The sequence below is a fragment of the Streptomyces sp. NBC_01506 genome, from assembly GCF_045040295.1.
Classification (GTDB): domain Bacteria; phylum Actinomycetota; class Actinomycetes; order Streptomycetales; family Streptomycetaceae; genus Streptomyces.
This window is the reverse complement of the sequence record NZ_CP109422.1, coordinates 8,675,037-8,694,327: the sequence shown is the minus strand read 5'-3', so window position 1 is coordinate 8,694,327 and position 19,291 is coordinate 8,675,037. Positions and strand designations below refer to the sequence as shown.

Below are 19,291 nucleotides of genomic sequence, written 5' to 3'. Positions count from 1 at the left end.
GCATGTCCAGCGATCTGACAACCGGAATCCACGACCTGTCGTTCGCGACAGGCGAGTACGTCCTGCCGCACACGGCACTGGCCGCGTACAACGGCACCGACATCGGCAAATACCACACCGGCATCGGCCAGCGGTCGATGAGCGTGCCCGCCGCCGACGAGGACATCGTGACCATGGCCGCCGCCGCCGCGGCGCCCATCGTCGCCCGGCACGGCGCCGAACGCATCCGCACCGTCGTCTTCGCCACCGAATCCTCCGTCGACCAGGCGAAGTCGGCCGGTGTGTATGTCCACTCCCTGCTCCAACTGCCGTCCGCCTGCCGGGTCGTGGAACTGAAACAGGCCTGCTACGCGGCCACCGCCGCCCTGCAACTGGCCATCGGCCTCGTCCGCCGGGACCCCTCCCAGCAGGTCCTGGTCATCGCCAGCGACGTCTCCAAGTACGACCTCGACAGCCCCGGCGAGGCGACCCAGGGCGCCGCGGCCGTCGCCATGCTGATCGGCGCCGACCCCGCCCTGGTACGCATCGAGGAACCCTCGGGCCTGTTCACCGCCGACGTCATGGACTTCTGGCGGCCCAACTACCGTGAGACCGCCCTGGTCGACGGACAGCAGTCCATCGCCGCCTACCTCCAGGCCGTGGAAGGCACCTGGAAGGACTACGCGGAACAAGGCGGGCGCCCCCCGCAGGAGTTCGCCGCGTTCTGCTACCACCAGCCGTTCACGAAAATGGCCTACAAAGCCCACCGCCACCTGCTCAACTACTGCGGACAGGCCACCGACGAGGACGCCGTCGAGCGCGCCGTCAAACACACCACCGCCTACAACAGTGTCATCGGCAACAGCTACACCGCCTCGGTGTACCTCGCCCTGGCCGCGCTCCTGGACCAGGCCGGCGACCAGACCGGCGGCCAGGACGGCGGCCTGGACGGCCGGAGCGTCGGCTTCCTCAGCTACGGCTCCGGCAGCGTCGCCGAGTTCTTCGCCGGCACCGTCGTCCCCGGATACCGCCGGCACCTGCGGACCGCGGCACACCGCGCGGCGATCGACCGGCGCACACCGCTCACCTACGCCGAATACCGCGAACTGCACCAACGGTCCTTCCCCGCCGACGGCGGCGACCACCCCACCCCGGCGCAGACCACCGGACCCTTCCGGCTGGCCGCGCTGCGCGGCCACAAACGCCTCTACGACACCCGCTGAGCCATGACCGCACACACCGACCGGACCCGCCGGGCGGGCCGGGCGGGCCGGGGCCGGGCGGCGGCCGGCCTGTCGTACAGAGTCTTTTTCCCACCACCTGAAGGGAGGGCCGCCGCATGAGCGAGGTCAGGATCCTCGGCACGGGCGCCTACGTGCCGGAGCGGGTCGTCTCCAACGACGAGGCCGGTGCGGCAGCCGGCGTCGACGACGCCTGGATCACCGGCAAGACCGCGATCCGCGAACGGCGCTGGGCCGCCGGCGACCAGGCCACCTCGGACCTGGCCGCCGCCGCGGGGCGCGCCGCGCTCGAGTCGGCCGGTGTCAGCGCCGACCAGTTGGCCGTCATCGTGGTCGCCACCTCCACCCCCGACCGGCCCCAGCCGCCCACGGCCGTCTACGTCCAGCAGCGGCTCGGCGCGAGCGGCGCGGCCGCGTTCGACGTCAACGCGGTCTGTTCCGGCATGGTGTTCGCGCTGTCGGCGGTCGAGGGCATCCTCGCCAGGACCGGCGGCCACGCCCTGGTCATCGGCGCGGACGTGTACTCGCGCATCCTCGACCCGGCCGACCGCAGGACGGTCGTCCTGTTCGGCGACGGCGCCGGCGCGCTGGTCCTGGGACCCGCGCCCCAAGGCCCACGCCTCAGACACGTCGCCCTGCACTCCTTCGGCGAACTGTCGTCCCTGATCGAGGTGCCCGCCGGCGGCAGCCGGCTGCCCGCCGACCGGCACACCGCCGACGCCGGGCTGCACTACTTCACCATGGACGGGCGGGCGGTACGCCGCTTCGTCGAGGACCAACTGCCGCCGCTGGCCAAGCAGTTCCTCCACGAGGCCGGTACCGTCCCCGACGACATCCGCCACTTCGTCCCGCACCAGGCCAACGGCGTCCTGCTCGACAGCGTCTTCGCCAACCTGGCCCTGCCGCGGGCCACCTTGCACCGGACACTGACGCACTACGCCAACACCGGGGCCGCCTCCGTCCCCATCACCCTGGACGCCGCCGCCCGCGCCGGCGCCTTCCACCCCGGCGAGCTGATCCTCGTAGCCGGTTTCGGCGGCGGAATGGCGGTGGGATTCGCACTGATCGAATGGTGACACCGCCCCCGCACCGCCCCGGTGCGGCACCGCATCGCGCCCGCCCCGGTGCGATGCGGTGCCGTGCCGTGCTGTGCTGTGCTGTGCTGTGCGGGGTGGAGGGCCGGGGCGGGGGCGGGGTGGGGTGGGGGGCCGTGTGTCAGGTGCCCGGTGCGGTGGCGGCCCTCAGGGCCCCGGCCAGATCACGGGCCCGCTCCCCCGCGTCCGCGCCCGCACCGGCGAGCACCACCCGCGGCGGACAGCAACCGCCGGCCGCGATACGCCGGGCGATGTCGCAGGCCGGCGCACCGGCACCGGAGAATCCGGCGAGCAGCAGCGGCCGGCCGCCGCCCCGGGCCGCGAGGGCGGGCCACGGGCCGTCGGGGGCGGTGAGCACCAGCAGTTCCTCGGGTCCCCGATAGGTGCGGGCCAGCAGGTCGTAACAGGACGCGGGCGCGCCCGGCGGCGGGATCAGGCAGATCGTGCCCGCCCGCTCGTCGCGCGGCGCGCGCAGGGTGAGCGTCCCGCTGTCCCTCCCGGCCCCCAGCGCACGGGCCAGGGGCGGCGGGGCGCTGTCCCCGAGCAGTGCCAGCACCTGCCCGACGGTGGTGCCCGCGCCCGCCGACAGCGGCAGCTCACGCAGCAGCAGGGCGACGCGCGCGAGCAGTTCGGCCACCGTGTCCTCACCGAGCAGCGCCCGGTCGTGGACCGCGGTCAGGACCAGGGCGCCCTCGCCGTCGTGGTGGGCGAGCAGCCCGAGAGGAAACCGGGTACGGGCCGGCACGGTGCCCGGGAACTCACCGCGCACACCCAGCGCGCCGAGTTCGCCCTCCATCGCCTCAAGCGGATACGGCGGGTCCTCGAAGACGACGACGGTGTGCGCGTGCAGAGCGCCGCCGCCCCAGGCCAGGACCGACCCGGCCGGCACCCATTCGTAGGCGGCCATGTCCACGGCGCGGTCGCGCAGTTGACGCAGCAGACGCGGCACGGTGCCCGCCGGGTCCACCTCCAGGGACATCGGCAGCGCGTTGCGCAGCGGCCCCGGCATCCGGGCCGCGCCCTCGAACGCGATACCACGGCCCGGCACGCTCACCGCGAAACACACCGGCCCCGGCCCGGTGGCACCCGAGGCCCAGTGGATCAGCATGGCCCACACCGCCTGGAGCACACTGCTCTCCGCGGTGCCCCAGGTGCCCGCCCAGCGCGCGAGGCGGGCGGTGCCGGCGGGATCCAGACGCAGCCGGGCACGCCCCACCCCGCCCAGGCCCGTGACCGCGCCCGGCCCCCCGGCCCCCGCCACCGCGGCAGGGTGCCCGGCCGGGTGCCCGGTGGCGGGCGGGGCGGGGTGCGCGGTGGCGGGCGGGGCGGGGGGCGTGGTGGCGGGCGCCGTCCAGAACTCCCGGGCCGGCCGCGGGTCCTGGGCGGCGGCCCAGGCCGTGTAGTCGCGCAGGTCGGGGCGGCGCTCCCCGCCGGGCAGGGTGCCGCCCGCCAGATAGGCGCGGTAGAACTCGCGCAGCAGCAGGTGCGTACTCCAGGTGTCGAGCAGCGCCCGGTGATAGGTGAGCACGATCCGGGCAGGAGCGGCAGCGCCGACGGTCCCGGGGCGGGCGGTGCGGGCGGGCGGCTCGGGGTGCAGCAGCGTCAGGCGCAGCGCCGCGGGCCGGTGCGGGTCGAAGCCGCGCAGCCGGTCGCGTTCCAGGAAGGGGCACCAGTCGTCGTCGCGCAGGACACGGTGGGTGATCTCGGGAACGGTTCGCTCGTGGACCACGAGCAGCGGTTCGGGGCCCGGGGCGAACGCGGTGCGCAGCACCGCCTCGCAGTCGAAGACCGACTGCCAGGACGCGGTGAAGCGGGCGGCGTCGAGCGGGCCGTGCCACAGCCAGACAAGCTGCTCGACATGGTGCCCGGTACCGGGGAGCCCGGCACCGGAGGTGTAGAGGGCGCCCTGCTGGGGGGTGGCCCTGAAGGCGGGCGGGAGCGGGACGGCGGGCACCGCCGCCAGTTCCTCCAGCACCCCGCGCAGCAGGTGCCGCAGGGCGGCGGCGGAGGTGTCGGTGATGCCCCCGCTGTCCTCGCCCGTCCAGTCGAGGCCGATGTGCAGCCGGCCGGCGGCGACCTGGGCCCGTACCCGCACCCGGTGGCCGGGGAACAGCGGGGCGGCGGGCCGGGCCGGGCCGGGCGGCGGGGCGCCGGGCCCGTCCAGGGTCAGACAGGCCCGGGCGGGCCCGAGCTCGCGCAGGGCACGGCGCAGGGCGGGATCGGGGCTCCACTCGCGGCAGGCCCCGAAGCCCGCGCCGTCCCCGGCCCGGCCGGCGCAGGCCGCCAGGGGGCCCGCCAGAGCGGTCAGTTGGCCCAGCGGGCCCAGGTGGCGGTCCACGGTGAGCTGGACGGGGTAGGGGTCGGTGAGCCGGCCCGCGTGGCGGCGCGGGCCGCGGCGGGCGCCCCGCGGATCGCTGCGTACGTCGAAGCCGACCTCCGCACCCCGCTGCCAGCGGGCGAGGGCCAGGGCGAACACCCCTGTCAGCACCTGCCCGGTGGTCAGCGAGAGCCGCCGGGCCAGGTTGTGGACGATCCGCTCGGTCCGGTCCCGGTCCAGGGTGAACCCGCTACGACGCACCACACCCACACCCACACCCGCACCCGCATCCGGGTCCGCATCCGGGCCGGCCTCCCGGTCCGGGTCCGGGCCGGCCTCCCGGTCCGGGTCTGCGGTGAGCCCTGCAGCCTCCCGGTCCCGGTCCGGGTCCGGGTCCGTGGGCCCGGTCCGGTGCACCGCGCCCGCCCCGGCGGGCGGGGCGGTGGTGCCGGGGGTGCGGGACCTGCGCTCGGCGACCTGGTGCCAGTGCTGGGCCTCCGCGGGGTCGCGGGCCAGTTCCCGCAGTTCGCCGACCCGGCCGGCCGGCGGGTCCGGCATCCGCCGGGGCCGCTGGGGGCGTCCGGCGCCCGCCCCGGTCAGGGCGGTGGTCAGGTCGTCGAGCAGGATGCGCCAGGACCCGGCGTCCACGGCCAGTTCATGCACGAGCAGAGCGAGCCGGTCGGCCCGCGGCCCGCCGGGGCGGCGGTCCCGGGCGAGCAGCAGCCGCAGGTGGACACCGGTGCGCGCGTCGAGACCGGCACCGATACGGTCCAGGATCGCGGCGAAACCGGCCTCGTCGGTGAACTCCCGCTCCACCAGCGGATCCTGACCGTCCGCCGGCCCGGACCCGGCCCGCACCGTGCGCCGGCCGTCCGCGGCGCCGGGACGCGAACGAAGCTGCGGATGGGCGGCCACGACGGCACCCAGCGCCTCACGCAGCACACCCGTGTCCCACGCACCCGCCGCCGGCTCGATCAGCACCGCCTCGTAACGGTGCGCACCGTCCTGTGCGGGGGCCGCGCGCCGGGCGGCCGGCGGCGGCAGCTCGGTGAGCCGGTCGGCGATACGGCCCGAGACCAGGGCGGCGGGCGCCCCCCCGGGCGCCAACAGGCGCAGGGTGTGGTGATCGGGGCCGTGCCGCAGCAGCCGGTGCCCCCAGGAAGACCGGGCCCCCTGCCCGCCGGTGAGCTCGCCCAGCAGATGTTCCAGCGCGGCGGCGTCCAGCGGCCCGCGCAGTTCGAGGTCCCACGGCGCCGCGTGCGGAGGGGGCCCGGGATCCACGACCACGAAGACCGGCGCGCCGGCCGGACGGTGGGGGGCGGTCATGGTGCCGGGCGGTCTGCGGCGCGGGCAGCGCGGACGGCGCGGGGCGGGCCGTGCTGCCTGTGGCCCATGACGGCCTCCTGCCTGCGTCCACAACGGTCGGGATGAGCACGCTAAGGGCAGTACGCGCCCGAAGTCCGTTTTCCCGAGCGGGTGTGCAGTGAGGTACGAGCGGTACCCGAGCAGGCCGACGTTTTCACACGGCTCCCGCCCCACAAGCCCCGGGCCCCGGGCCCCGGGCCGCGGGCCGCGGGCCGTAGCCGATCCGGGCCCGGGTCCCCGCCGAAAGGCCATTTCCCGGTCGGCGGAGGGGAAATGACCTTTCACCGCCGTGTCCGGGCGCGGAACAGGAACGGCGGCATTCGCGGGCACCACCGGTCCACCCGCCCCACTTCGGTTCACGTACGCCGCTCCACGCGGGTTCAGTTCATCTGTGCCGCGTTTCAAATTGCGTCCGTCCATTCCGCTGTTCCGCACCCCGCACCCCGCCGTGCCGGCGGACACCACCGCGGCGGCGGGGACGGGGCGGGGTGCGAACGTACGGCGGCAGAACGGCGGGGACGGCGGGGGCGGGGCGGGGGGGTCACAGCATGCGCACGGCGCTCTCCGCGTGCTGCTTGGCCAGGGCCAGCAGGGAAAGGCAGTCCTGGCCGAGTTCCCGGCGTACATGGCGGCGGGCGCCGGCGAGGTCCGCGCCCTCGCCCAGCACCGCGGTGATGTTCTCCTCGCGCAGCACCACGCTCTGCTTCGCGCTCACGCTCACCCCCCTCTCGTCCCCGACGACCAGCCATTCACCGGTGTGTGCCGCCAGCAGCGCGGGGGGCGCGGTCTGCTTGAAGATGATCCGGCCCGCGTGCGGGAAGCAGATGCGTACCGATTCGGTGGTGTGCGAGCCGTGCCCGGTCAGCGTCCGCAGGCTCATGCGCTGCACTCCGGGTGTGTCCTCGGCCAGGTCGACCGAGGTGACGTGCGGCACCAGTTCGGGCCAGTCGCCGGCCCGGTAGAGGAAGTCGTAGACCAGCTCGGCCGGGCCGTTGACACGTACCGAGTCCTCGAAGGACAGCATCAGTTCGTCCAGGCGTGTCCAGCGCTCGGCGCAGCTCTTGAGGTCGGCGAGCTGGGCACGGGCGGTGAGGTCGGCGGCCCGTTCCACCCATGCCAGGTCCTCGGGCATGTCGTCGGTGACGCTGAAGCCGTACAGCAGTTCCAGCTCGGTGTCGTGCGGTCCCTCGCCCCGTATGCCGAACACGCCGCCCATCGAGTCCAGCGGGGAGGCGGGCGGTTCCTGGCGGACCTCGATACGGCGCCTGACCGGGTCCAGGTGCCGCCACGAGGTCCACGACTTCAGCTCCCCGCCCACCAGGGACCACATCCGCAGGCGTTCGCGCTCGCCGTCGGACTGAAGGCGCTCCACATGGATGCTCGGGGACAGATACAGCGGCAGGTTCGCCGCGTCGGCCAGTACCGCGTAGACCACACCGGCGGGCGCGGCCACACGTACATGGTGTGCCGCCCTGTCCACACGCTCACCTGACATCTGAACACCTCTCTTCTTTCTTTCACCTTGCGCCGGCCGGGACGCGGACCTCGGTCCGCACGGCAGGACGGGAGTGCCTGATCCGGCAGCAGGCCACAGGCCGCAGGCCAGACCGGAGTCCGGGGGGGCCGGGCCGGGGGCCGGTGACCGGGGGGGGCGGGCCGGGCCGGTGCACGGGGGCCGGTGACCGGGATCAGGCGACGGGCGCGGGCGCGGGCCGGGCCGCGAGGCGGGACGCGACACGGCAGGCGCGGCCCACGAGCCGGGGCAGTTCGCGGGCGCCGCGCGCGAAGGGGTCACGGCCGGGGACGGTGCGCACGAAGACCGGCCCCCGGGTCCACCGTCCCCGCCCGCCGGCCTGCGGCGGCCGCGGCGGGGGGTCGTCCCGGGCGGCGACGACGAGCACCGGGGTGGTCAGCGGGCCGGCCGGGGACGGCTCGCGGGCCGCCTCGTCAAGGGCCTGGGCCAGCTCCAGATCGGCGCGCAGCACCGGCAGTACGGCCCGCAGCCAGATCCCCTCGTCGCTGCCGGGCGGTACGGCGCCGCCCCCGCCCAGGGCGTGCAGCAGTTCGCTGTCGCTCGCCCGGCGCACGTCGGGCAGCGAGGGCGGCGGGGAGGGCGGCGGGCAGGAGCCGACGGCCAGCAGCGCCGGGCCCGGCAGGCCCGCCTCGTGCAGGGCACGGGTCACGGTGAACGCGATCATCGCGCCCAGCCCGTGCCCGTACAGGACATACGGGCCGGTGTGCGGGCCGGTGTGCGGGCCGGTGTGCGGATCGCGGTGCGGGCCGGTGAACAGCCCCAGCACCTCGTCGAGCAGTCCCTGACGGGTGGTCACCCGCGGTTCGCCGCGCCGGGCCGCGCCGCCCGGCAGGAGGACCGGGGCCGGCTGAACACCGGGTCCCACACCCGCCGCCCAGCCGTCGAAGACGCGCACGCCGTCGGCGGAGTGCGCGAAACAGTGCAGTCGCACTGGCTGTCCGTGCGGCACGGGCGTCCTCCTCGGCGTTCCACCGCCGGCACCAAAAGGGGGGCGGTACCTCGCCGGCGGGGTGCGAGCATCGCCCGGCAGCCTCGAATCCCGGTCGAGTCCCGGCCGAGCCCCCGACCACGGCCCGTACGGCCGCACGTCCGCGCCCGGGACCGCGGGGGCGGGGGTGCGGGTGCGGGTGCGGGTGCGCCGGGTGCGGGCCGGCGCGGCACGGGGCGAGGCAGGGCAGGGGCAGGGGCAGGGCGGGGGTCTCAGGCGGCGTAGCGGTCGAAGGTGGAGCCGCGGCGCGGGCCGGCCACCACGGCGAGTTCCGGGTCGACCGCGAGCATCGCCTGGTGCAGGCGCTGGAGCTGCGGCGAGGGTTCCACACCCAGCTCCTCGATCAGCCCCTCGCGCAGTTTGCGGTACACGTCCAGGGCCGAGGCCTGCCGCCCCGACCGGTACAGGGCCACCATCGCCTGCGCGTGCAGTCCCTCGTGCTGGGGGTGACGGGCGGTCAGGTCGGTGAGTTCGGCGATCAGTTCCGCGTGCCGGCCCAGCCGCAGGTCCGCGTCGATCCGCCGCTCCGTGGTCACCAGCCGCGACTCCTCCAGCCGGGTGGCCTCGATCTCCAGGACCGGGCCGAGCCGTACGTCCACCAGCGCGGGCCCCTGCCACAGCGACAGAGCCTGCCTGAAGCACCGGGCGGCCCGCTCGTCCCGGCCCTCCTCGAACGCCTCCTGGCCCTCGGCGATCAGCCGCTCGTAGGTGTGCACGTCCACCGACTCCGGCGGGATCTGCAGCAGATAGCCGCCGTGCCGGGTGGCCAGAACGTCCTTCGCCGCCCCCGGGGCGTCGGGCCCCATCGCCGTGCCCAGGATGCGGCGCAGTTGCATGATGTAGGTCTGCAGCGTCGTCATCGCGCTCTGCGGCAGCTCCGTCCCCCAGACCTCCTCCATCAGTGTTGACACAGGCATGACACGACTTGGATACAGGGCGAGCAGAGCGAGAACCTGTCGTGGCTTCCCGGCGGTCGGGACGATCGAGTCCCCGTTCACGGCGGCACACAGCGGACCCAAAACCTGAATCTCCATGGTTCCCTCCGTTCGTCGTCGGGCACTCCCGATGGCGGAAAGTCGTCGGCGAACCAGCACGCTAGCCCCACCCGCACCGGAGGCACCGGTTCCTTCAGCGGCACTTGAGCAATCCTCCATGAACGGCAAAACAGGCAAGGACAATTCGAAAAGCGGCAGAAATAAACACGCGGACGCACCACACACTCCCCCGCATACGCCCCCCCGTTCATTTCCCCCGATTTCTTCACGCCCCCCGCCCGCCCCCGGACAAGGACCCCGGCACCCGCGGGCAGGACACACCGGACCCCCGCCCACCAGGGCGGAAAACAAACCGCACGAACCGTATTCACCACGGGGCCAAGCCCCCCGCAGGCACCGCACACGGCCACGGCACCGCCCCGCCGGGGCCGGCCGTCCGGGCCGGGCGGGGGCGGCGGCGGGGGCGGCGGGGGCGGCGGGGGCGGACCAGGCAGGCACCGGCCAGGGCCTGTCGTCAGGGCGGGCCACGTGCCCGCCCGCCGGGGCCTGCTGTCCGGGCCGCCGTCCGGGCCGGGGAGGTGCGGGCGCGGGGGGGTCTAACGGCCGAGGGGGGTCCGCCGCGCCCGCTCCGGTGCCGGCGCCGGTACGGGCGCCGGCGCGGGTACGGGGGCCGGCGCGGGTACGGGGGCCGGCGCGGGTACGGGGGCCGGCGCGGGCGCCCGTACCGGCACCGGAGCGGGCGGGGTCACAGGCGGGGGCGGGGGCGGGGGCGGGGCGGGGTGCGGGCGCGAGCCGGCACACACCACCGTGCCCAGCTCCCGCCGGTCGACGAGCAGCGGCAGCAGCAGTTCCCAGGAACGGGTGACGCTGGGCCGCGAGAGCCAGGAGGCGTCCTTGCCGCCGAGCACTTCGAAGCCCGTGGTCGCGGCGACGACGACACGGGCGGCGTCCGCCCAGGACACCCCCCGCGCGAGCGCGCCGCCGCGCTCGGCCCGGCGCAGACTGTCCTCGACCCAGCGCTGCCACTGCCCGCGCAGCGGGGAGGGGGTACGGCGCGCGATGTCACCGCAGAGCTCGAAGCCCGCGCGGACCACGGCGTCCTGGGCCAGGGCGGCCATCAGCTCGTGCGTGGCGTCCACCACCGCCTGCAGCGAGTCGCCCTGGCGGGCGCGGGCCGCCTCGGTGAGCCGGCGCACGCTCTCGGCGGCCTCCGCCTCGACGGCCTCGGCGAGCACCGCCTTGTTGGCGAAGTGGAAGTGCAGCGCCCCGTTGCTGACACCGGCCCGTTTGCTGATGACGGTCAGCGACGCGGGAACGAAGCCCACCTCGGCGAACGTCTCGGCCGCCGCCCGGATCAGCGAACGCCGCGTGCGGGCGGCCCGCTCCTGTTTGACCATGCGCTGCCTCCCGGACAACAGGACACCGAAGCCGGGCGGACCACCGGCAACCTCATACCCCTTGCGACATACACCTGGTGCGCGGGCCGGTGCCGTGCGCGGCCGGCCCGGCCACGCACCACAGGCTAACAAACCGCTCAAGCGGTTTCATGGGTGGGGGGAACATTGCCGATCACCGTGCGGCGTTACGCCGCGGGCTCCGGCTGCGGTTCGGTGGCCGGTTCGGTGGAGTCCTGGGGGTCGGCGGGGGTGTGTACCGAGTCGAGGAGGAGCTGGGCGACGTCGACGACCTGGAGGGATTCTTTGGCCTGGCCGTCGTTCTTCCTGCCGTTGAGTGAGTCGGTGAGCATGACGAGGCAGAAGGGGCAGGCGGTGGAGACGATGTCGGGGTTGAGCGAAAGGGCTTCGTCGACGCGTTCGTTGTTGATGCGTTTGCCGATGCGTTCTTCCATCCACATCCGCGCGCCGCCGGCGCCGCAGCAGAAGCCGCGTTCCTTGTGGCGGTGCATCTCCTGCTGGCGCAGGCCCGGGACGGCCGTCATGATCTCCCGCGGCGGGGTGTAGATCTTGTTGTGGCGCCCGAGGTAGCAGGGGTCGTGATAGGTGATCAGGCCCTCGACGGGGGTGACGGGGACCAGTTTCCCCTCGTCGATCAGGTGCTGGAGCAACTGGGTGTGGTGGATGACCTCGTAGTCACCGCCGAGCTGCGGGTACTCGTTGCCCAGGGTGTTCAGACAGTGCGGGCACGTCGCGACGATCCTCTTCGCCGACCTCGCCTTCCTGGCCGACCCGTTGTCGTTGTCGTCCTCGCCGTCTTCGCCGAAGGCGGTGTTGAGCAGTGCGACGTTCTCCTGGCCGAGCTGCTGGAACAGCGGCTCGTTGCCCAGGCGCCGGGCCGAGTCACCGGTGCACTTCTCGTCCCCGCCCATGATCGCGAAGCTCACCCCGGCGATGTGCAGCAGCTCCGCGAACGCCTTCGTCGTCTTCTTCGCCCGGTCCTCCAGCGCCCCGGCGCAGCCGACCCAGTACAGGTAGTCGACCTCGCCCAGGTCCTCGACGTCCCGCCCGACGACCGGGACGGGGAAGTCGACCTCTTCGGTCCACTGAAGGCGCTGTTTCCTCGCCAGGCCCCAGGGGTTGCCCTTCTTCTCCAGGTTCTTCAGCATCGTGCCGGCCTCGGAGGGGAACGAGCTCTCGATCATCACCTGGTAGCGGCGCATGTCCACGATGTGGTCCACATGCTCGATGTCGACGGGGCACTGCTCGACACACGCCCCGCACGTGGTGCACGACCACAGCACGTCCGGATCGATCACCCCGCCCTCCTCCAGCGTCCCCACCAACGGCCGCCCCGCCTCCGCGACAGCCCCCGCCGGCACACCCTCGAGCGCCCCCGCGGACGCGTTCTCCCCGCCCGCCAGCAGATACGGCGCCTTCGCGTGCGCGTGGTCCCGCAGCGACATGATCAGCAGCTTCGGCGACAGCGGCTTGCCCGTGTTCCACGCCGGACACTGCGACTGACAGCGCCCGCACTCCGTACACGTGGAGAAATCCAGAATCCCCTTCCAGGAGAACTCCTCCACCCGTGAAACACCGAACACGTCGTCCTCGCCCGGGTCCTCGAAATCGATCTCCCTGCCCCCCGACACCATCGGCAGCAGCGCACCCAGCGCCGTGGCCCCGTCCGCGTTGCGCTTGAACCAGATGTTCGGGAAAGCGAGAAAACGGTGCCAGGCGACACCCATGGTGATGTCCAGCGAGATCGTGATCATCCAGATGAAGGAGGCCGCGATCTTGATCATGGCGACGAGGTAGACGAGGTTGTGCAGGGTGGGCGTGCTCATCCCCGAGAACCAGGTGACCAGCGGGTAGGTGATGAAGTACGCCGCCTCGTAGCCCTCGACATGGTGCAGGGCGCCCTCCAGGGCGTGCAGCACCACGATGCACAGGCTCACCACGACGATGACCGTCTCCACGAAGTACGCCCGGCCCGTCCGCGAGCCGGCGAAGCGGGACTTGCGCCCGGGACCCGAGGGCCGGCTGAGCTGGCGCACGGCGATCAGGAGCAGCACACCCAGCGCCGTCATCGTGCCCAGGAACTCCACGAGGACGTTGTAGGGCGTGAAGTGGCCGATGTACGGCAGCACCCAGTCGGCCTGGAAAAGCTGCCCGGTGGCGTTGACGATCGTCAGGAGCAGCGCGTAGAAGCCCACGGCCACGAACCAGTGCGCGAGGCCGATGACGCCCCAGCGGTTCATACGGGTGTGGGCGGCGAACTCCGTGGCCAGCATCACGCTGCGCCGGTAGGGATCACCGGTGCGCAGGCGGGCGGGGACGGGCCGGCCGAGCCTGACGAGGCGGTAGATCCGCGCGGTGGCCCGGCCGAACAGCGCGAGGCCGCTCACGATCAGGGCCAGCGACACGATGATCGCGACGAGTTGCATGAGTGGGGCTCCTCGGACCTGCGAAAGACGGCTACCAGACGGTAACTTAACTGGCCGTCCGAAGCCACCCACTCACACACACCGCCGCCGGGCCACGGCGCCCGCGCCGCACACCGGTTGACACGAAACGGGCACCGGCCGGCGCACAACAGGCACCGGCCGGTGTGCGGCGGGCACCTGCCGGTGTGCGGCGGGCACCTGCCGGTGTGCGGCGGGCGTCAGTTGACGCGTAAAGGGCCCGCGGCGCCCGTGCGGGCGGCGCCGGCCGGGGCAGCGGCGGCGGGCGCCTGCTGCTCCGCGAGCGGGGCCTCCGGCGCGGCGACAAGGATCGACTGCTGGAGCTGGCGCAGCCGCGGCGAGGGCTCCAGGCCCAGGTCCCGCACCAGGGTGCCGCGCAGCCGGTGGTAGACGTCCAGGGCCTCGCCGCGCCGGCCCGAGCGGTGCAGCGCCAGCATGAACTGGGCGTGCAGGTTCTCGTGGGTGCTGTAACGGCTGGTCAGCACCGTCAGCTCGGCGAGCAGTTCGCGGTGGCGGCCGAGTCTGAGGTCGGCCTCGATGCGCTGGTCGAGGGCGCACAGCCGGCTCTCCTCCAGGCGTCTGGCCTCCATCTCCAGTTGCACACCGGTCTGTACGTCGGCGAAGGCCGGGCCGGTCCACAGGGCCAGCGCCTCGCACAGCAGCCGCGAGGCGCCCTTGAAGTCCCCCGCGTCCAGGGCGCGGTAGCCCATGCCCGAGAGCCGTTCGAACTCCCGGACGTCACTGCTGCCCTCGCCCAGGACGAGCATGTACCCGCCGGGCGAGGTGACCAGGACGTCCTTGGCCCTGCGCGCCGGGGGCCCGGTGTGATCGGCGCCGGGCGCCTGCCGGCGCAGCGCGAGGGTGATCAGGTCGCGCAACTGCAGCACATAGGTCTGCAGCGTGGTGCGCGCGCTGCGCGGCGGCCTGCCCGCCCACAGCTCGTCGATGAGGGCGGAGACGGGCACCACCCGGTCGGCGCACAGCGCCAGAAGGGCGAGCACCTGCCGGGGCTTCGGCGCAGTAGGGGCTATGGACGCCCCGTTCTCCTTGACGTCCAATACGCCCAGTACGTCGATCTGCACGCCGTGGCCCCCCTAGGTGTGTGCTGTTATCCGGCACCTCACGAGTACAAAACAGGACAGACGGTTTGTCAACAGCAAACCCCCCGCGCTGTTTTGATGCACCGTACAGCAGGGCGTGTGCGGCCGGTCCGTACACGCCTGTGATATGGGAGTTCACCCTCGCACGGGCACCGGCCCGCGGGAAGAAGACCGGGTGCCGTGCGGGCCGGCGCCGGGTCACGTTCCGGCCGGCGGGCGGTGATACGGCCACGGAGGCCGTTTCCGGACAGGCATAACAGACCCGCCGTACCGCTTGGCCGGTGCGGGGCGGTCATCGCCTGTGCCTCCGTCCTCACTGCGGGGGGTTGCCGTGTTTGCGTGAGGGTAGATCGGCGTGCTTGGTGCGGAGCATGGCGAGGGCCGAGATGAGGACCTCGCGGGTCTCGGCGGGGTCGATGACGTCATCGACCAGCCCGCGTTCCGCGGCGTAGTAGGGGTGCATCAGCTCCGCCTTGTACTCCTTGACCATGCGCCGGCGCATGGCCTCGGGGTCTTCGGCGTCGGCGATCTGCCTGCGGAAGATGACGTTGGCGGCGCCCTCGGCGCCCATCACCGCGATCTCGTTGGTCGGCCAGGCGTAGGTGAGGTCGGCGCCGATGGACCGGGAGTCCATGACGATGTAAGCACCCCCGTACGCCTTGCGCAGGATCAGCGAGATCCGCGGCACCGTCGCGTTGCAGTACGCGTAGAGGAGTTTGGCCCCGTGGCGGATGATGCCGCCGTGTTCCTGGTCCACCCCGGGCAGGAACCCGGGCACGTCCAGCAGGGTGACGAGGGGGATGTTGAACGCGTCGCACATCTGCACGAAGCGGGCGGCCTTCTCCGACGCCTCGATGTCCAGCACACCGGCGAGAGAGCGCGGCTGGTTGGCGACGATGCCCACCACCTGCCCGCCGAGGCGGGCCAGGGCGCAGATGATGTTGGTGGCCCAGCGTTCGTGGATCTCCAGGAAGTCCCCGTCGTCGACGAGTTCGGCGATGACCTCACGCATGTCGTAGGGGCGGTTGCCGTCGGCCGGCACCAGGTCGAGGAGTACATCGGAGCGGCGTGCGGGCGGGTCGTGGGACTCGGCGGCGGGCGGGTTCTGCCGGTTGTTGGAGGGCAGCATCGCCAGCAGGTAGCGCACCTCCGCGATGCACGTCTCCTCGTCGTCGTAGGCGAAGTGCGCCACCCCCGAGGTTTCCGCGTGCACATCCGCCCCGCCCAGGCCGTTCTGGGTGATCTCCTCACCGGTGACGGCCCTGACCACGTCCGGGCCGGTGATGAACATCTGCGAGGTCCCGCGCACCATGAACACGAAATCCGTCAGCGCCGGACTGTAGGCCGCACCGCCCGCACAGGGGCCGAGCATCACACTGATCTGCGGGATCACCCCCGACGCCCGCGTATTGCGCTGGAAGATCCCCCCGTAGCCCGCGAGCGCCGAGACACCCTCCTGGATACGCGCCCCCGCACCGTCGTTCAACGAGACGAGGGGGGCGCCGGCCGAGATGGCCATGTCCATGATCTTGTGGATCTTCTCCGCGTGCGCCTCACCCAGCGCACCCCCGAAAATCCGGAAATCATGCGCATACACGAACACCGTGCGGCCCTCGACCGACCCCCACCCGGTCACCACACCATCGGTGTACGGACGCTTCGCCTCCAGCCCGAACCCCGTCGCCCGGTGCCGCCGCAACTGCTCGACCTCCCGGAACGACCCCTCATCCAGCAGCAGCCCGATCCGCTCACGGACCGTCAGCTTGCCCTTGGCATGCTGAGCCCCGGTCGCACGTTCACCCGGCCCGCCCAGCGCCCGCGCCCTGATCTCCCCCAGCCGCGCCACCTCACCACGCAGACCACCCGTCACCGTCACCAACCCCGCCCCCCTTTCCGGGACAGACCGGAGAGATCACACCCCGGCCCCGACGAAACAACACCCCCACACGGCAGACAGCCCCCGCCACCGGCACCGGCACCGGCCGCAGAACTCACCGCCAACTGCCCGGCGCCACATAACCCCCCGCACGCTCCCACCAGCCCCACCCCGGCAACACCCCACCCCCACGCCGGAAACCGGGACCGGCCCCCGCCCGGCCACGCGCCCGCACAGCCAGCAGCACCGCCGCGAGAGCCGCCAACTCCTCCGCACCGGCCCGCCCACGCTCCACCCGCACCACCACCGGCACACCCTCCACCCGGCCCACCCCCTTCCCCTCCGCCTCTCCCGGCCACCGTCACGCCCATCGTCGGCCAGAACACTCGAGAAGCACTGACAAACCACTCGAGCCCACCAACCCGCAACCCGGAACACAGGCCCCAGGGGCCGGGCGGAACCCAAAAGACCTGAACGGGAAGACAAACCCGGTGCCCGGAAGACGACCACGGCGGGAAGACAGCCCACCAACCCGCAACCCGGAACACAGGCCCCAGGGGCCGGGGCGGACCCGGAAGAACAGCCAAAGGCCGGAAGACAGACCGGAACACAGAACAAGACCCCCGGGGGCCGGGAGCCGGGGGGGGAACGCGGAAGACAGCCCGGGCGCGGAGAGACAGACCCGGAACCCGGAACACAGAACGCCGGGCTGGAGGATGACGCCCGGAAGCCGGCCCGGGACCGGAAAACAGACCCTGAACACGGCAGCAGACGGCCCGGAACACGGCACACAGGTTCGCGGGACCCGGAACACGCGCCGAGGGGGGCCGGCAGACGGGCCCGGTGCCCGGCCGGGCACCACCGGTCGCCCGCCCGGGGCCCGGGGGTGCGGCTGCACCCCGCCACCCCCACCCCCACCCCGCCACCGCCACCGGGGCGGAGCAGGCCGCCCGCCCCCGGACACCGGGCGGACGGGACCCGATAGGGAACCCCGCCTTCCGCAAGCCGCACAGGCGGAGTGCCTCATACCGCTAGAAAGCAAACAGGGCGGTATGTATCTTCGCTGGCCTGACCCCAACAGCACCAGCGACAGCATCAGCACCACTGACAGCACGCCAACGCCACCCAGGGGGAACAGACATGCCTGCGAGCACCTGCCGTGCCACCACCCCCGCGTCACCCACCACCACCGCCACCGCCGCCGCACACCCGGGAAACGACACCAGAACCCCGCACAAAACCCCCGCACCCCACCACCAACCGCCCCTGACCACCACCGTCCCCAAAGAACTCGTCCACCGCGCCAGCACCGCCGACGTCCTGCTCACCGGCTGGCAACGCCTGGACGGCCACCGGTTCACCCTCACCGCCCAATGGCCCCGCAGACACAGCTTCTTCACCGGCATCGACGGCTGCCACGACCCCCTGATCGCCGCCGAAACAATCAGACAGACCGGAATCCTCCTCGCACACACCGAACTCGGCGTCCCTCTGGGCCACCACCTGCTCGTCGAACAACTCCACGTGAACATCCAGCCCCAGCACCTGCGCCTGGACCACACACCCACCGGCCTCGAACTCCACGTCACCTGCACCCGGATACGCCAACGCCGCGGCATCCTCGCAAGCTGCCGCCTGGACATACACATCCACCGCAACGGCCAGCTCGCCGCCACCGGAGGCGGCTCCTTCACCTGCATCAGCCCCAAGGTCTACCAACGACTGCGCCCCACCACAGCCCTCACCCACGACCACCGCACCACCACACCCCCCACCACCATCCCCGCCTCCCCCCACACCGTCGGACGCCTCACACCCGCCGACGTCGTCATCTCCCCCCTCCCCCACCCCCACCACTGGCAACTGCACACCGACACCCGCCACCCCGTCCTCTTCGACCACCCCGTCGACCACATCCCCGGCATGGTCCTCCTCGAAGCCGCCCGCCAGGCCACCACCGCCACCCTCGGCCACCCCAACCTCCCCCTGACCATCACCAGCCAATTCACCCGCTACGTCGAACTCGACACCCCCTGCACCATCACCACCCACCACACCCCCACCCCCCAACCCCACCCCCCAACCATCCACATCACCGCCCACCAGAACCAAACCCCCGCCTTCCACGCCACCATCACCACCACCCCACCCCCCTGACCCCCAACCCCCACCAACACACACCGGGAAACCGGGAAACCGGGAAACCGGGAAACCGGAAAGAGGAACCAGAGAACCAGAAGGCCAGAAGGCCCGGGAACGAGAGACCCGGAAAACCCAGGAGCCGCAAAGCCCGAAGGCCGGGAAGCCCAAGGCAAGAGGCCCGGGGAAGCCGGGAAGCCCGAGAGCCGGGGGACGAGAGACCCGAGAAGCCCAGGGGCCGGGAAGCCCGCGAGCCGGAACCACACCACCCACCACCCCCAAACCTTTCGTGAGGTGGCCCGGCCGCTGGGAAGCAGCCCCCGGGCTCCTTCACGGACCGAGCGTTCCGGCCGTCGACGGGCATACTGCCGCCCGGTGGTTCCCGACCCGGCCGGCAACCGGGCAGCGGCGTTCGGCACGTCCGGCTCCCGGCGCAGCCCCACGGGCCACCCGACGACGCGAACGACCGCTGTGGCGGAACACTCCTCCCACCCAGTGCCGGACCCGGTGACCGCCGGCTGGAAGGACTCCGAGCGGACCATGTCCGACGAACCGGAACGGCATGCCGGAAGGGCATGCCGGAAGGGCACGTCACTGATCACCGATCCCGGGGCCCGGCTCGCCGGCACCGGCTTCGCGACCCCGGTACCCGCCTGCCGTGGCCGACGGAACCGCGGAGGGCCCGCAGGGCCGAAGACGTCCTGACCGACGGAAGCCACCCGGCCCGGATCCAGACGGACACACACAGCAAAGCAGCCGGGACCGTCAAACCCCCACCGGCTGTTGGGCGACGTTGAAAATGCC

12 protein-coding genes are annotated in these 19,291 nt (G+C 73.0%); 3 read left to right on the top strand and 9 right to left on the bottom strand.

Annotation, left to right across the window (positions count from 1 at the left end):
• Positions 1-2: 2 nt before the first annotated feature.
• Entirely contained in the window at positions 3-1,202 is a 1,200-nt protein-coding gene (locus OG329_RS39015) for a hydroxymethylglutaryl-CoA synthase (protein WP_405791574.1), read from the top strand.
• Between the two features lie 116 nt (positions 1,203-1,318).
• On the top strand, positions 1,319-2,296 hold the full coding sequence (locus OG329_RS39010; RefSeq protein ID WP_405791576.1) for a 3-oxoacyl-ACP synthase III family protein: 978 nt from the start codon (positions 1,319-1,321) through the stop codon (positions 2,294-2,296).
• Between the two features lie 139 nt (positions 2,297-2,435).
• On the opposite strand, the gene OG329_RS39005 is transcribed toward OG329_RS39010, so the two are convergent.
• The 9 genes from OG329_RS39005 to OG329_RS38965 all read right to left on the bottom strand — a co-directional run bounded on the left by OG329_RS39005 (position 2,436) and on the right by OG329_RS38965 (position 16,679).
• The gene (locus OG329_RS39005; protein ID WP_405791578.1) at positions 2,436-5,957 is read right to left on the bottom strand and encodes a hypothetical protein; all 3,522 of its coding nucleotides are present in this window, start codon (positions 5,955-5,957) and stop codon (positions 2,436-2,438) included.
• A gap of 580 nt (positions 5,958-6,537) precedes the next feature.
• A complete protein-coding gene (locus tag OG329_RS39000) occupies positions 6,538-7,449 on the bottom strand; it encodes an aromatase/cyclase (RefSeq protein WP_405791580.1) in 912 nt (303 codons plus the stop codon).
• A gap of 235 nt (positions 7,450-7,684) precedes the next feature.
• Positions 7,685-8,461, bottom strand: a complete 777-nt coding sequence (locus OG329_RS38995) for a thioesterase II family protein (RefSeq protein ID WP_405791582.1) — start codon at positions 8,459-8,461, stop codon at positions 7,685-7,687.
• Positions 8,462-8,730: 269 nt separating this feature from the next.
• A complete protein-coding gene (locus tag OG329_RS38990) occupies positions 8,731-9,552 on the bottom strand; it encodes a BTAD domain-containing putative transcriptional regulator (RefSeq protein ID WP_405791584.1) in 822 nt (273 codons plus the stop codon).
• Between the two features lie 557 nt (positions 9,553-10,109).
• Positions 10,110-10,910, bottom strand: a complete 801-nt coding sequence (locus OG329_RS38985; RefSeq protein WP_405791586.1) for a ScbR family autoregulator-binding transcription factor — start codon at positions 10,908-10,910, stop codon at positions 10,110-10,112.
• A gap of 185 nt (positions 10,911-11,095) precedes the next feature.
• Positions 11,096-13,354, bottom strand: a complete 2,259-nt coding sequence (locus tag OG329_RS38980; protein ID WP_405791588.1) for a (Fe-S)-binding protein — start codon at positions 13,352-13,354, stop codon at positions 11,096-11,098.
• Positions 13,355-13,572: 218 nt separating this feature from the next.
• A complete protein-coding gene (locus OG329_RS38975) occupies positions 13,573-14,454 on the bottom strand; it encodes a BTAD domain-containing putative transcriptional regulator (protein WP_405791590.1) in 882 nt (293 codons plus the stop codon).
• A 331-nt stretch (positions 14,455-14,785) separates the two neighbouring features.
• Positions 14,786-16,348, bottom strand: coding sequence for an acyl-CoA carboxylase subunit beta (locus OG329_RS38970; RefSeq protein ID WP_405791592.1), 1,563 nt, complete (start codon positions 16,346-16,348; stop codon positions 14,786-14,788).
• A 115-nt stretch (positions 16,349-16,463) separates the two neighbouring features.
• The gene (locus OG329_RS38965) at positions 16,464-16,679 is read right to left on the bottom strand and encodes an acyl-CoA carboxylase epsilon subunit (RefSeq protein ID WP_405791594.1); all 216 of its coding nucleotides are present in this window, start codon (positions 16,677-16,679) and stop codon (positions 16,464-16,466) included.
• Between the two features lie 809 nt (positions 16,680-17,488).
• Here OG329_RS38965 and OG329_RS38960 point away from each other — a divergent pair.
• Positions 17,489-18,505 (top strand): ScbA/BarX family gamma-butyrolactone biosynthesis protein, encoded by a 1,017-nt coding sequence (locus OG329_RS38960; RefSeq protein ID WP_405791596.1) that lies wholly within the window; start codon positions 17,489-17,491, stop codon positions 18,503-18,505.
• Positions 18,506-19,291 lie beyond the last annotated feature (786 nt).

Bases quoted from the DNA above. Each gene is read 5' to 3' on its own strand.
- OG329_RS38980 (WP_405791588.1), bottom strand. From the start codon at position 13,354: ATGCAACTCGTCGCGATCATCGTGTCGCTGGCCCTGATCGTGAGCGGC.
- OG329_RS38985 (WP_405791586.1), bottom strand. From the start codon at position 10,910: ATGGTCAAACAGGAGCGGGCCGCCCGCACGCGGCGTTCGCTGATCCGG.
- OG329_RS38960 (WP_405791596.1), top strand. From the start codon at position 17,489: ATGCCTGCGAGCACCTGCCGTGCCACCACCCCCGCGTCACCCACCACC.
- OG329_RS39015 (WP_405791574.1), top strand. From the start codon at position 3: ATGTCCAGCGATCTGACAACCGGAATCCACGACCTGTCGTTCGCGACA.
- OG329_RS38990 (WP_405791584.1), bottom strand. From the start codon at position 9,552: ATGGAGATTCAGGTTTTGGGTCCGCTGTGTGCCGCCGTGAACGGGGAC.
- OG329_RS39010 (WP_405791576.1), top strand. From the start codon at position 1,319: ATGAGCGAGGTCAGGATCCTCGGCACGGGCGCCTACGTGCCGGAGCGG.
- OG329_RS39005 (WP_405791578.1), bottom strand. From the start codon at position 5,957: ATGACCGCCCCCCACCGTCCGGCCGGCGCGCCGGTCTTCGTGGTCGTG.